The sequence below is a fragment of the Inhella gelatinilytica genome (assembly GCF_016093295.1).
GTDB lineage: Bacteria > Pseudomonadota > Gammaproteobacteria > Burkholderiales > Burkholderiaceae_C > Inhella > Inhella gelatinilytica.
Window position 1 is genome coordinate 227,896 of record NZ_JAEDAL010000001.1, and the last position, 13,797, is coordinate 241,692.

Sequence of the window (13,797 nt, forward strand, 5' to 3'; positions counted from 1 at the left end):
AGATCGTCGTACAAACGACAGTCTTTATTGCCCCCTCGCCATGCCTGCCTTCGTCGCCTTGCTCACCATGCTGTGGCTGCTGCTTGCCCCGGCGGCTCGGGCGGGATGTTCCCGGGAGATCTATGTGCCCGTCTCGCCCCTGGGGCTGATGGTGACGGTGCACAAAGGGCAACCCGGAGGGGCCTTTGTCGAGGTGCTGCAAGAGGCCGGCCGCGCGACTGGCTGCCGCTTTCGCTTTGAGCCCATGCCCCGGGCGCGGCAGGAAATGCTGTTTCTGGCACGTCGCTCGGACCTGATGCTGCCGGCCCAGCGCACCGACCGGCGCGACCCCTTTGGTCAGCACGTGGCCATGTTGCAGGTGCGCCCCACCCTGGTGGCACTGCGTCCCCTGTCGACCCACGTGATCAACACGACCACGCTGCTCCACGACAGCACGCTGCGGGTGGCGGTGCTGCGCGGGGTGGACAACGGGCCCGCCTACCGCGAACTGTTGACCCAGCTGCGCCAGCGCGAACGTTTGGTGGTGGAAGCCGATACCGTCGGCGTGTTGCGGGCCCTGCGCGAAGGGCTGGCCGATGCGGCTTTGATGAACCCGGTCATCTTGCAAGGCCACTTGCTGCAAGCGGAACAGACCGACTTGCGGGAGCTGGCCACCCATTTGAGCGCACGCGCGCTGCCGGAGCTCGACTGGGGCACGACGGGCTTTTATTTGGCGTTGGACCCCCTGCCGCCGAGCGACCGCCAGTTGCTGGCCGCCACCTTGTCGGCGCCGACGGTTCGTGCCCGCCTGTGGCGGCAACTGCGGGAACGCTACCCCGGTCCCTTGCTGGACGCAGGCTATCGGCCACTCCCGGAGTCACCCGGCCCCTGAAGTCAGCACGGCCCCCGACCGACGCCCCAGCAACTCGGGCGTCGCGGCCTCAGCGCAGGGACATTCGGGCGCCGTCAGCTTCATTCAATCAGCCCGTACACCCGCTCTGGGGGCAGGCGGGCAACCAACACCCGGTCGGGCTCCAACGCTTTGACGGCAAACTCGGGCTGCGCGGTGTCGCGCTTCGCCGAGGCCTGGACCGGCATGCCCCGCTTGTCGGTCAGCGTGGCCACGAGGGGCGCCTGCGGGTTCGGCCCCCGTCGCACCACCACCCCGCGCTCGCCGTTCGCCAACACCACCACCTCGCCCGGCGGCAGTGGGCCCAGCTCGCGGATGAGCGCCGCCACCAAGGGACTGTTGGGGTACTCCCCGTAGGCTTGGCGCTCGGCCTCCCGCAAATCCAGAGCCGGCCGAGACTCCCGCCGACTGATCTTGGCCAGGAACACATCGACCAAGCGGACCAACTGCGCGTCTTCGCTGACCTCCACCAAACCCCGCGGGTAGCCTTTACCGTCCACATGCTCGTGGTGCTCGGCGACGGCCCGCAGCCACACCTCGTCGGTGACCCCCGCGCGCTTGAGTCGCTCCACTGCGGCGTCGGGGTGCAGGCGCAGCTCGTCTCGCTGCTCTTGCGTCAGCCGACCGTAAACGGCAAAACGCCCCTGCAACTCCAGGCACGCCAGGTTCATGGTGAGCGCGGCCATCATGACCGAGCGTTGGCGCTCGGGCGTCCACTGCATGCGGGCCGACAGCAGCGCGGTCAGCGCCGCGCAGTAGATCGAATGGGTGAGCCCGTACATGCGCAGGTGGTGCGACTCCTGGCGCAGCATCAGAAAAATGGCGACATCCGGCGCTTGCGTCACCGCGGCGCAAACCGCGTCGCCCAACTCGGTGACCTGCTGCTGGAATTCATCGGCGGACAAGGGCTCTCGAGCCAACGCATCCAGAGCCCAATAGCACCGGCCCCACCGGGCAAAAAGCGTTGGACGCTGTGGCTCCACCTTCCGCCCCGCCGCCAATTGCTTGATTTCTTGCACGTCGGCGTGGATGCCCCGCGCAAGCAAGGCTTCCAATTGGCGCTCGTTGCCAATCACCTGCGCCGCCGCCAGCAACAAATGCCCGTGCTCGTCGCGAACATTGAACGGCAAGGGCTGCCCCACCTTGATTTGACTGGCGACCAGTTTGAGCAATTGCACCGCAACCCCTTGAGACGGCCCCCCCCGCCTACGCGCATTGAGACCCCGCTGGCGCGTTCTGTCAAGTTGGGCCGCGGTGGTCCAGGCCAGCCCTGCTGCGGCGAAGAGCGGACAGCGAGCAATGAGGAGCCGTTCAGGGGCCCTCGGAGCCCCCCCGCTTCGCGGCTGAGCGACGCTCCCACCGGAAGGCGTGCGCGGGCGCCCCCAGCTCGCGTGGCTTGCGGCTCAAAAAGCGCTGTGCGTCGGGGTCATCCAAAAGGTGTGCCGCCAAGAACTGCCGCACATAGAGCGCCACCCAGCCCAGCGCCTGCCGCACCTCCTCGCGGCTGTATTCGTCGTAGGCGGCGTCGGAAGCCTCACGCAACCGACGCGACACAAAGTCGGCGTGCTGCAAGGGGAACGCGATCAATTGATCGACTGCGGCGTGCTCCGCCGCGTTCAGCAAGCTGAAGCGGGTATCAATACCCGCCCGGTTGATCTGCGCAATCGTGTCGGGTGACCGGGACACATAGAGCCAGGGCGCGCGAAAGCGCTTCACTTCAATCAAGCGGGTCAGGGCCGGCTCGCGGGTTCCGTCCAGGCTGATCAGGGCGCGAACGCCGGAGTCCCGTTCCCCTGCAAACAAAATGGTCATGCCACCCCAACTCCAGCCCATCAGGGCGAGTCGATCCCCATCCGCGTTGGGCAGGGTGCGGGCCCGTTGAATCAGGGCTTGGAGGTCGGCCACCTGGGGCTCCACGCTCGCCAGCGTCTCGTCAACGTCTTTGCCGTCGGTCCCCAGGCCCACGCTGGAAAGCACCACCCAGCCGTGGCTGGCCAGGTATTCAAAAAGGTCCGCGTTTTCATCCGCGGGCCCACCGACGCCCGGCGCATACACCACCACCGGGAACCGGCCCGGCGCCGCTGGAGCATCGCGCGTGGCGCGCATGTCCGCCCCCAGAACGGCCGCAGCGGCAGGGCCCAGGCGCCGGGTGAGCTGCTCCGCCTGCTGGGCCCGAAGCGCCCGCATGTCGTCATCCGACCGGTCGATGCGCAACGCCGTCAGCCGGGTGGCCAGATAGTCGGCATACCGCAGCGGCTGTCCAGGCGCTGCGGCCGGGTACCAGATGAGGACTTGCGCGGGCCGCGCGCCGTTTGCTTGCTGGAAGCGTTGGAACCCCACGGCGTGGGGTCCGTGGGGTTGGGGGATCAAGGGGGCCGCGTGGGCCCCGGGGGCAGCGCAGATGAGCGCCAACCACAGCAGGAAGGAAATCAGCATGACCGCATTCTCAGCAATCACGGGCCCCCGGTCGGATGACGTCCAGGGCATGATGGGCCGCAGCCTCACGCGCCGGCGCAGGGATTAGTCCCCCTGGGTGACCCGGTTCCGACCTTCGCGCTTGCTGCGGTACAGCGCCTCGTCGGTGCGGCGAAGCAGGTCGGCCAGCGCTTCATTCGGGTTTAGCGTGGCCACACCAAAGCTGCTAGTCTTGCGGCCCACAACCTCAAACGCATGGGCCTCAACGGCCGCCCGCAGTTTCTCGGCCAAGGCCAGCGCACCGTCCCGGTCCGTGTCGGGGCAAAGGATGAGGAACTCTTCGCCGCCCCAGCGACCCGCCAGGTCCGTGGCCCGCACGCCGCGCCGCAGCAGGCCGGCCACCTCCACCAACACAGAGTCGCCCACGCCGTGTCCGTGTTGGTCGTTGACCTGTTTGAAGTGGTCAATGTCCAGCAGGATGGCGGCCAAGGATTGCTCCGCCCGGCCCGCCCGGCGCCACGCGTGTTCCAGCGCCTCGTCCAGACAGCGGCGGTTCGCCAACCCCGTGAGCGCGTCGGTCCGGGACAGCGCGGCCAGCTCACGGTTGGCGGCCTCCAATTGCTGGGTCCGCTCGGCCACGATGGCCTCCAACTCCTGATTCAGTCGTTCCAGCTCGGCCGTGCGGGCGGCCAACTCGCGCGCTTGGCGAAATGCAGCGCGGGCGCGCTGCAGCGTCATCACCATGTCGTCGTTGTCAAAGGGCTTCTCAATGAAGCGGTACAACGCCGCCTCGTTGATGGACCGCTTGACCCCTTCCAAGTCGCTCTGTCCGGTCAGCATGACCGTGAGCACCTCGGGCCAGCGGCGATGCACCCGCACCAACAGCTCGTCGCCCCGCATGCCGGGCATGATGAAGTCGGACACCAGCACGCTGCAGGGCAGGCCCTCGTCATCGAGTTCTTGCAGCAACTCCAGGGCTTCGTCACCGCTTTCGGCGATCTCGATGCGGCTGCCCGGCTCCAACCGCGCCATCAGCAAGCTGCGCAACGCACGCAGCACCGTGCTGTCGTCATCGACGCAAACCACCACTTCTTTCACGGCACCGTCCCCCTGCGCGGCAACTTTGCCGGAGACCCCCGCGTTTCTCGACCGCGTAAACCCTAGTCGTCCCCCAAGACCGAGGCACCAGTGGCAACATCAGCCGCCTGGATTGCGCGCTGCAGGCCGCCTTTGTCGAGACCAACGTGCCCCTCCCCCGCCTTTTTCGCCGGATTTGGTTTGCACTCGTCCTGGTGCTGGCGGCCGCCCACGGAGCCGGTGCGGCGCCCACACCCTTCCGGCTGGCGGAGCCCTATTTGGAAACCGTCGGGGATGCCGAGTCCATCCCCTTTGGCGTGGTCGTCAGCCTCACCCAAGACACCCAGGGCTTCCTGTGGATCGGCACCCAGGTCGGCCTGGTGCGCTACGACGGCTATCGCTTCCGTCTGTTCAAGCACCACCGCGACGACCCCCACTCCCTCCCCGGGGACTTCATCAACAGCCTGTGGGCCGCCCCCGATGGCCGGCTGTGGGTCGGCACGCTGACGGACGGACTCGCGGTCTACGACCCGCGCAGCGAGCGCTTCACACGGTACGTCCACAACCCCGCGCAACTAGGCTCGGTACCGGCGAGCCGGATCAACGCCCTGGTGACCGATGCGCGCGGGTCGCTCTGGGTCGGGACCGATCAGGGGCTGGGCGAGTTGCCGGCCGGGGCTACCGCGTTCACGGTGCATCGACTGGGGGCCGCCGGGCCGCAGGCGCCCCGGATCCAGAGTCTTTTGCTCGACCGCGATGGGCGTTTGTGGGTAGGCACGGACCAAGGGCTGCAGGTTCGGCGCGCAACTGGCTTTGAGCCCGTGCCGCTTGGGGCCGGCGCGAGCACCCACATCACGCAACTGTTCCAGGCGCAGGACGGCCAGATCTGGCTGGGCAGTGAGCAGCGGGGCGCTGCCCGCTTGCAGCCTGGCACCGGCGCGGTGCACTGGCTGGCGGCGGGTGCGGGGCCGCAAGCCGTCCAGTCCATCGCCCAGCCCCGCGATGGGGTGATGGCCCTGGGGGGGCGCGATGGGCTGTACTTTGTGACGGCAGATCGGGGCCTGCCGCTGCAAAAAATGCAGCGGGACCTCTCGCGCACCTCCGGCCTGGCCTTGGATGATGTTCGTGCCCAATGGGTGGACCGCGCGGGCCTGCACTGGATCGGCACCTGGGGTGGGGGGCTGCAGCGTAACGACCGCGCCAGTTCCAGCGTGCGCATGCTGCGCGGCAGTGCCGAGGATGGGCGCCTGCTCAGCCATGCTGACGTGCACTCCGTCTTGCCGCTGCCGAGCGGAGAAATCCTGCTCGGCCTGGCGCGGGGAGGCATCGACCGCATCGACCGCGAGCGCGGCCGCGTGGGCGGCCAGCGGCCCGGCATCAGTGGCCTGGACAACGGGCTCATCACCGGCTTGGCATCGGGACCCGACGGTTCCTTGTGGGCCGCCACGCGTAACCAGGGTGTGCAACGCCTGCGTCCCGGCAGCGCACGGTGGGATAACCATTCGCTGGCCCAGGGTCTGCCCGACCACCGGGTGGCGCGCCTGCTGTGGAGCCGCCAAAGCGAGCTGTGGGTCGCCACCTGGGGCGGGTTGGCGCGATGGCGGGGCGAAGGCCTGGGCTTTGAAACCCTGACCCTCGCCAATGGGGAACCAATGCGTAGCCGCATTGACACCCTGGCCGAGGATTCCGCAGGGCGGGTTTGGGCGGGGACCGAGGAAGGTCTGGTGGTGTGGGAACCCGAAGCCAAGGCCCTGCGCCGCATCCGCAGCCTGCCCCTGCAACAGGGGGGCTTGCTCTCGGACGATGTCAACGGCTTGTTGGTCGACCGCCAAGGCCGGCTGTGGGTGGACACGCGCAAAGGCCTGCAACGGCTGAAAAGCTGGGACGGGGAGCGGGCCGAGTTCGAGGACATCAGCACCCAGGTGGGGCGGCCGGGTCAGTACTTTGGCGGCAACCTGCTGGAAGACGCCGAGGGACGGATCTGGACCCAGTGGTTTGTGCTGAACCGCGAGGCCACGCAGGCACAAGAGCTGGGCCGCGCCGACGGGCTGGACCTGGGCACGCCCTGGGTGGGGTCCTACGCCAAGACCGATGACGGCCTCTTGATGTTCGGCGGGACGCAGGGGGTGGCCATCATTGACCCCGCCCAGTTCAGGCGCTGGGCCCATCACCCCCCGGTGGTGGCGACGGAGATTCGCGTGGATGGCGCCCCTCTGCCGGCGATGCTCCCGGCCCAGGGCCTGGTGCTGCAACCGCAGCAGCGCAGCTTTGCCGTGGAGTACGCCGCGCTGGACTACAGCGCCCCGCAGCGCCTGCGTTACCGCCACCGCCTGGAGGGCTACGACAAAGACTGGGTGGACACCAACGCCGGCCAGCGCAGCGCGCATTACGGCGAACTGCCGCCGGGGCGCTACACGCTGCGGGTGCAGGGCAGCAACCGCCTGGGCGAGTGGAGCCCGCACGAGCTGACGATCCCGGTTGAAATCTTGCCCGCGTTCTGGCAGACGGCGGGGTTCGCAGTGGCCCTGGGCCTGGCGGCCTTCGGAGCCCTGACCGCAGGGTGGCGCTGGCGCACCCAGCGTTTGCGGCAGCGCCAACGCCAGCTCGAACAGCAGGTGGCGGAGCGAACGGCGGACTTGGTGCAGCTCGAAGCCATCGGCCAGGGCTTGACGGCCAGCCTGGACCTGGAACAAATCTTTCAACGCTTGCATGAGCAGGTCGCCAAACGGCTGGATGTGGATGTTTTTGGCATCGGCAGCGTGGACGAGCGCGTTCAGGTGCTACGCATGGACTACGTCTATGAGTGCGGCGTGCGGCTGGCCCCTGTCAACCTCACCTTGAGCGACGCCCGGCGGGCGGGCACCTGGTGTGTGCGGCAGCGCAAAGAACTGGTGACCGCCCAGCGCTCCGATTTGCTGGCCTACCTGGGCCACGTACCGCCCGTGGTGGCGGGCGTTGAGATGCAGTCCTGCCTTTACCTGCCCCTGGTGATGGAAGATCAGGTCCTGGGCTGCCTGACCGTGCAAAGCCGGCGCATCGCCGCCTTCAGCGCCCAGCACCTGGACTTCCTGCGAGCGCTGGCGAATTACACCGCCATCGCCGTGGCCAATGGCCTGTCGCTGCGGCGCCTGATGCAGGCCCAGAGCCGCCTGGTGCAATCCGAAAAAATGGCCTCGCTGGGCCAACTCGTGGCCAGCGTGGCGCACGAGATCAACACCCCGATTGGGGCCATCAAGTCCAGCGGCGCCCACATTCACTCAGCCCTGACCACCGCGCTCGCGGCACTGCCCGCGCTGATTCGGACGCTCGACGACGACAACCTGCGCCGATTCTTCGGCCTGGTCGAAGCCCGCCAGCAGCACCGGGGGATGCGCAGCAGCCGCGAAGAGCGGGCGGTGGTTCGGCAATTGACCCGCACATTGACGCAGCACGGCCTGCCCGACCCCGACCACACGGCCCAACTCTTGGTGGATTTGCAGGCCGAATCCTGCCTGGACGAAGCCCTGCCCTTGCTGCGCCTGCCCCAGGGGCCGCGCGTGATCGCCCTGGCTCACAGTCTGGGCACGGTCATCAGCGGCACCGACAACATCAATGTGGCCATCGAACGGGTCAGCAAGATCGTCTTCGCGCTCAAGACGTTTTCTCGCAGCAGCAGCGATGGGGCCTTGGAATTCTCGGATGTCGCCGCACAACTGGGCACGGTGCTCACGCTGTACCAGAGCGTGATGCGGCACGGTGTGGAATTGGTCCAGCACGTCGAGACCGTCCCACCCCTGTGGTGCCAGGCCGATGCACTCAACCAGGTGTGGACCAATCTGATCCACAACGCCCTGCAGGCCATGCACCACCGCGGCACCTTGACCTTGACCCTGCGGCAGCACGGGGACGAGTTGCAGGTCACGGTGCAAGACACGGGTTCGGGCATTCCGCCGGACATCCTGCCGCGCATCTTTGAGCCCTTCTTCACCACCCGACCGTCCGGTGAGGGCAGTGGGCTGGGCCTGGACATCGTGCGCCAGATCGTCGCCGCCCACGACGGCCGCATCGAGGTCCAAAGCACCGTTGGGGTGGGCACGGTGTTCACCGTTCACTTGCCCCTGCGGCAACCCACCCAGGCGCCCGACGCCACCCCGTGAATGGGGCGCCCGCGTCGTTGCCCGCAGCACACGCCCGACCAGACAAATCGTGGCGAACTCGGTATAACCCCAGCACTGCCTGGCGCACGGCTTGGGCGGATGGTCTTGGACACTTTTCGAGGAGACCCGATGAAACCCCGTACCGCCCTTCGTGCCACCGTGGCTGCCGCCCTCAGCCTTGCCGCCGGCGCCGCCAGCGCGCAAGACTTCAAGGTCAGTGGCTTTGCCTCTTTGGTGGTCGGCCGCACCAGCGGTGCTTGCGTGGCCACCGACGCCATGGCCACCCAGCACAACGACAGTTGCACCCGCGCCATCGTCGACTGGGGCCATGGCGGCGTGTATCAGAACAAATGGACGGCGGGCGAAGAGACCCGCGCCGGCATTCAGGGCGAGTGGAAACTCAGCAAGGAGCTCACGGCGGTGACGCAGGTCAGTGCCCGGACGCTCAGCGACCAGCACGTCAACCTGGAGTGGGCCTACCTCAGCTACAGCCCCACACCGGATTGGAAACTCCAGGTCGGGCGCAAGCGCATACCGCTGTACTACTACTCCGACTTTCAGGATGTGGGCTTTGCCTACAACACCGTGCGTCCGACACCCGACGTGTACGGCTGGGACGTCGTCAACTACAACGGCGCCAGCCTCTCCCACAGTCAATCGATGGGCGACTGGAACTTCCGCGCTGAAGTCTATGCAGGCGGGGAGAACAGCCGCAAAAATCCCTACTCGACCATCTTCTACGACGAAAAGTTTGACGTGCGCTGGGGCAGCCTGCGTGGGGCCTCGCTCGAGTTCAGCAAGGACTGGTTCACTGGCCGCGTGAGTTACACCCGCTCGAATTTCTCCATCCGCGACCGGGCGGCCGGCGCCGCCGTCGAGCTGTTCGATGGCAGCACGCGCGCACCGCAAAGTTTCATGGGGCTGGTGCTGAACGGCGATTGGGATGAATGGCAGTGGCGCAGTGAGTTTGGCAAGGCCCGTCGCATGGATGCTGCGGGGTACGACGCCGACTTCTACCTGATGACGCTGGGCCACCAAATGGGCAAGTTCACGCTCACCGCCGGCCTGAGCGCTTACAAGGAAAAAAGCGACTTTGACCTCGACACCTATGTGCCGGTCAAACTCAGCACCCGGACCTTGGCCTTGCGCTATGACGTGCACAAAGGCGGTGCGGTCAAGCTGCAATTCGACCGCGTGCGCGACACCAGTCCCTCGCCGCTGTCAGGGCACAGCCGCCTGATCAGCCTGTCCTACGACCTGGTCTTCTGACCGCGGAAGGAGCCGAAATGAAACCCCAAATCCTTTGTGGGCTGCTGCTGGCCTTGCCGCTGTGGGCCCAGGCACAGGTGGTCGTGATCGTCAACCCCAAGGCGGCGGCTGACGGGCTGAATGCGGAGCAGGTCGCGGCCTTTTATTTGGGCAAGGCCAGCAGCCTGCCCGGCGGCTTGAGCCAGGCCCTGGATTTACCCGAATCCAGCGCCGCGCGCGAGCTGTTCTACAGCAAGGCGGCCAGCAAGACGCCCAGCCAGGTCAAGGCCATTTGGGCCCGGCTGGCGTTTTCGGGCAAGGCCACTCCGCCCAAGGAATTGGCCTCAGCAGCGGAGATCAAGAAATTCGTAGCCGCCCACACGGATGCGATTGGCTACATCGAAAAATCTGCTGTGGACGGTACGGTGAAGGTGGTGATGACCGTCGAGTGAACGGCCGGCCACCCGCACCTGCCCCTGGCTCAACCCAAGCCCCCTGCCGGGGGCTTTTTCGTCTCACGCTCCAGCCGCTGTCCACATGACCCTTCCCGCCTCCACCGCGCCAACGGCCACCGCCTTGACCCCAGTCCCGCCCAGCGACTGGCTTTCAGCGGCCTTGCTCTTTTTGGCCGTCGCGGTGTTGATCGTGCCGCTGGCCAAGCGCTTGGGGCTGGGCGCCATCCTGGGCTACCTGATCGCTGGCCTCCTGATCGGCCCCTGGGGCCTGGGTTTTGTGCGCGACCCCGAGGCCATCCTGCACGGCGCCGAGTTTGGCGTGGTGCTGATGCTCTTTCTGGTCGGCCTGGAACTAGAACCGCGGCGGCTGTGGGCCATGCGGTGCGCGGTGTTTGGCTGGGGCAGCCTGCAATTGCTGGGCTCTACGGCACTGCTGGCCGCTGCCGGTGCGCTGCTCGGGCTGCCCTGGGCCGTGAGTTTGGTGGGTGCGTTGGCCTTGGCAATGTCCTCCACCGCCATTGGCCTGGGCACGCTGGCGGAGCGCAGCCTCATGGGCAGCGCCATGGGGGCAATGGTGCTCGCCGTGCTGCTGCTGCAGGACATTGCCGCCATCCCCATCCTGGCCGGCGTGCCATTGCTGGGCGACAGCCGCGGCGGCGGCAACGCGGGCCTGGCTGCCGCCCAGGCCCTGGGCGTGGTGGCCTTGTTGGTGGGGGGGGGCCACTGGTTGCTGCGGCCGGCCCTGCGCTGGATTGCCCGCAGCCGTCTGCCCGAACTCTTCACCGCCGCCGCCCTGCTCCTGGTGGTGGGCGCGGCCGCGCTGATGCGTCTGGCCGACCTGTCAATGGCCCTGGGCGCGTTTCTGGCCGGGGTGCTGCTGGCAGGGAGCGAGTACCGCAAGCAGCTCGAAACCGATCTCGAACCCTTCAAGGGTCTGTTGCTGGGTCTCTTCTTCATGGCGGTGGGCATGAGCATCGACTTCGGCGTGCTCGCCGCCGCGCCCGGGCAGATGGCCGCCCTGCTGCTGGGCCTGCTGACCCTGAAGGCCGTGCTGCTGGTGGGGATGGCGCGCGGCCTGCGCCTGGCAGCGGCCGAGCGACCCTACTTCGTGCTGCTGTTGGCGCAGGGGGGCGAGTTCGGCTTCGTCGTGGCGCAGACCGGCCAGAGCGCGGGCGTGCTGAGCAGCGCACAGGCCTCCATGCTGCTGGGGGCCATTGCGCTGAGCATGTTCGTCACCCCTTTGCTGCTGGGCGCCTTGGAGCGCTGGTGGTTGCCGCGCCTGGCCGCGTGCGACCGCGAGGGTCGCCCCCTACCGCCGCGGCTGGACGAGGCCCAGGAACAGGAGGCACCCGTGATCCTGGCGGGCTTTGGCCGCTATGGGCAGATCGTGGGCCGGGTGCTCTCCGCCCAGGGCCGCAAGGCCACGGTGCTGGACAACGACCCGGAGCAGGTGGCCAGCGTGCGCCGCTTTGGCTGGGAGGCTTACTACGGCGATGCCACGCGCCTGGACTTGTTGCGCGCGGCCGGCGCGGCCCGCGCCCAGGTGCTGGTGATTGCCCTGGACGACGGGGCGGCCAGCGAGGCGCTGGCGCGGCTGGCGCGTGAGCAGTTCCCTCACCTGCAGATCGTGGCCCGGGCACGCAACGTCACGCATTACCACCTGCTACGCCGCGCCGGCGTGCAGCACGTGGAGCGTGAAACCTTCGAGAGCGCCCTGGTCAGCAGCCGCCAGGTGCTGGAGCTGCTGGGCCTGTCGTCGCCGGAGGCGCAGGCGCTGGCTCAGGCCTTCCGCGCCCACAATATTGAGCAGCTCGAAGCCATGCTGCCGCACTTCGGCAACGAGGCGCAGCTGATTGCCCTGTCCAAACAGGGCCGTGAGCAGTTGGAAGCGCTGTGGGCCGCCCAGCGGGCAGCCCAAGCGCCCCACCCCGCGGGAGCGTCCGTGGCCCCGCCCTCAGCCCACAACCAGGAGGCCCCATGAAGTTCGAAACCCCCATCGCGGGACTCTTGCTGCTGGCCCTGAGCGCCTGCGGCGGCGGCGGGGGCTCCGCCCCAGCGCCCGCCCCCGCGCCACCGCCCGCTCCCGCCCCCTTCGCCCTGCCCACCAGTGGGAAGGTCAGCGCCCCCAGCCCCATTGCCACCAACTGCACGGGCGGCACCACGGGCACGGTTTACACGAACAGCGAGGTCGAACCCTGGCTGGCCGCCCACCCGGGGAACCCCAACGTCTTGGCCGCCGGTTGGCAGCAAGACCGCTGGAACAACGGCGGTGCGCGGGCGACGATGAGTGCCGTCAGCACGGATGGCGGTGTGACGTGGCGCCGAACCCTGCACCCCTTCTCCCGATGCGGCGGCGCCGTGGCGAGCAGCGCGGGCGACTACGAGCGCGCCAGCGACCCCTGGGTGGACATCGGCCCCGACGGGGCGATCCACGCCATGGCCCTGGCGTTCAGCGGCACCTCGTTCCAAGCCGGATCGGTCAGCGCCATGTTGGCCACCCGCTCACTGGACAACGGCGTCACCTGGGAGCCCGTCAAAACGCTGGCGCAAGACGGCGGCACGCTGTTCCATGACAAGAACGCCCTGACCGCCGACCGCACCGATGGGCGCTACGTCTACGCGGTGTGGGACCGTCTGGACAGCAGCGGCTTCGGCCCCACGCTGTTGGCCCGATCGAGTGACCGCGGCGCGAACTGGGAGCCCACGCGCATCATTTACAGCCCCAGCGTGGCGGGCGGCATCAGCCAGACCATCGGCAACCGCATCGTGGTCCTGAACGACGGTCGCCTGGTCAATGTCTTCACGCAAATCGACACCGTGGGCAGCCTCAGCACCAACTGGGTGGGGGTGATTCGCTCCAACGACAAGGGCCTCACCTGGTCCGCCCCCGTGCGCGTGGCCGAGCACCGCACCGTGGGCGTGCGCGACCCCCAGACCAACCAAGCCATTCGCAGCGGCGGCATCATCCCCACCGTCGCCGTGGGCGGCGACAACAGCCTGTGGCTGGCCTGGCAGGACGCGCGCTTTCACCCCACGGGCAACACCGACGGCATCGTGCTCAGCCGCTCCGTGGATGGGGGCCAAACCTGGAGTGCCCCGCAGGCGGTGAACCGGCGGCTGGATGCCGGCGCCTTCACCCCCAACCTGGCTGCCCGCGCCGATGGCAGCGTGGCCTTGCTGTACTTCGATTTGCGGGACGACACGCCCGACGCCACCACCCTGCCCACCAGCGCCTGGCTGGCCACGAGCCGCGATGGCAGCACGTGGCAAGAGAGCCGGGTCTGGGGGCCGTTCGACCTCGCCAAAGCGCCGGACGCGCGCGGCCTCTTTTTGGGCGACTACATGGGCCTGGTGAACCGCGGCACGCAGTGGACCTCGTTGCTCTCGCTCTCGCAGAACGACCTCAGCAACCGCACCGACGTCTTCCTGTTCGACAGCGGGCCCACCGCCAGCGCGCTGGCCTACCGCGTGCAGCGCCAGCCCGGGCACAGCCCCGATGACCCGGCGCTGCGCGTCGCCAGCCACGCGGCCACTCAGGCTTGGTTGGAGCAGCGGCGCAACCGGCTGCGCTGATGCC

9 protein-coding genes are annotated in these 13,797 nt (G+C 68.1%); 6 read left to right on the plus strand and 3 right to left on the minus strand.

Annotation, left to right across the window (positions count from 1 at the left end; genetic code table 11):
- Window positions 1-40 precede the first annotated feature (40 nt).
- A complete protein-coding gene (locus I7X43_RS01115; RefSeq protein ID WP_198099046.1) occupies window positions 41-871 on the plus strand; it encodes a transporter substrate-binding domain-containing protein in 831 nt (276 codons plus the stop codon).
- Between the two features lie 80 nt (window positions 872-951).
- Here the strand turns inward: I7X43_RS01115 and I7X43_RS01120 are convergent, their stop codons facing one another.
- The 3 genes from I7X43_RS01120 to I7X43_RS16520 all read right to left on the minus strand — a co-directional run bounded on the left by I7X43_RS01120 (window position 952) and on the right by I7X43_RS16520 (window position 4,402).
- On the minus strand, window positions 952-2,067 hold the full coding sequence (locus I7X43_RS01120; protein WP_198099047.1) for an HD-GYP domain-containing protein: 1,116 nt from the start codon (window positions 2,065-2,067) through the stop codon (window positions 952-954).
- Window positions 2,068-2,200: 133 nt separating this feature from the next.
- Window positions 2,201-3,325 carry a dienelactone hydrolase family protein gene (locus I7X43_RS01125; RefSeq protein WP_198099048.1) on the minus strand — a complete coding sequence of 375 codons (1,125 nt, stop codon included), beginning with the start codon at window positions 3,323-3,325 and terminating at the stop codon, window positions 2,201-2,203.
- Between the two features lie 84 nt (window positions 3,326-3,409).
- A complete protein-coding gene (locus tag I7X43_RS16520; RefSeq protein ID WP_198099049.1) occupies window positions 3,410-4,402 on the minus strand; it encodes a GGDEF domain-containing response regulator in 993 nt (330 codons plus the stop codon).
- A gap of 146 nt (window positions 4,403-4,548) precedes the next feature.
- On the opposite strand from I7X43_RS16520, the gene I7X43_RS01135 reads away from it, so the two are divergent.
- The 5 genes from I7X43_RS01135 (at window position 4,549) to I7X43_RS01155 (ending at window position 13,793) form a co-directional block, all read left to right on the plus strand.
- Entirely contained in the window at window positions 4,549-8,517 is a 3,969-nt protein-coding gene (locus I7X43_RS01135) for a two-component regulator propeller domain-containing protein (protein WP_198099050.1), read from the plus strand.
- 129 nt (window positions 8,518-8,646) lie between these two features.
- On the plus strand, window positions 8,647-9,786 hold the full coding sequence (locus tag I7X43_RS01140; protein WP_198099051.1) for a porin: 1,140 nt from the start codon (window positions 8,647-8,649) through the stop codon (window positions 9,784-9,786).
- A gap of 17 nt (window positions 9,787-9,803) precedes the next feature.
- Entirely contained in the window at window positions 9,804-10,217 is a 414-nt protein-coding gene (locus I7X43_RS01145; RefSeq protein ID WP_198099052.1) for a type 2 periplasmic-binding domain-containing protein, read from the plus strand.
- A gap of 85 nt (window positions 10,218-10,302) precedes the next feature.
- Window positions 10,303-12,201, plus strand: coding sequence for a glutathione-regulated potassium-efflux system protein KefC (gene kefC, locus I7X43_RS01150; RefSeq protein WP_198099053.1), 1,899 nt, complete (start codon window positions 10,303-10,305; stop codon window positions 12,199-12,201).
- Window positions 12,198-13,793, plus strand: coding sequence for a sialidase family protein (locus I7X43_RS01155; RefSeq protein ID WP_198099054.1), 1,596 nt, complete (start codon window positions 12,198-12,200; stop codon window positions 13,791-13,793). Before kefC ends, I7X43_RS01155 begins: the two co-directional genes overlap by 4 nt.
- Window positions 13,794-13,797: the final 4 nt, after the last annotated feature.

Excerpts from the sequence above, each read along its gene's own strand:
- I7X43_RS01115 (WP_198099046.1), top strand. The coding sequence starts at position 41 with ATGCCTGCCTTCGTCGCCTTGCTCACCATGCTGTGGCTGCTGCTTGCC.
- I7X43_RS01125 (WP_198099048.1), bottom strand. The coding sequence starts at position 3,325 with ATGCTGATTTCCTTCCTGCTGTGGTTGGCGCTCATCTGCGCTGCCCCC.
- I7X43_RS01140 (WP_198099051.1), top strand. The coding sequence starts at position 8,647 with ATGAAACCCCGTACCGCCCTTCGTGCCACCGTGGCTGCCGCCCTCAGC.
- I7X43_RS01145 (WP_198099052.1), top strand. The coding sequence starts at position 9,804 with ATGAAACCCCAAATCCTTTGTGGGCTGCTGCTGGCCTTGCCGCTGTGG.
- kefC (WP_198099053.1), top strand. The coding sequence starts at position 10,303 with ATGACCCTTCCCGCCTCCACCGCGCCAACGGCCACCGCCTTGACCCCA.
- I7X43_RS01155 (WP_198099054.1), top strand. The coding sequence starts at position 12,198 with ATGAAGTTCGAAACCCCCATCGCGGGACTCTTGCTGCTGGCCCTGAGC.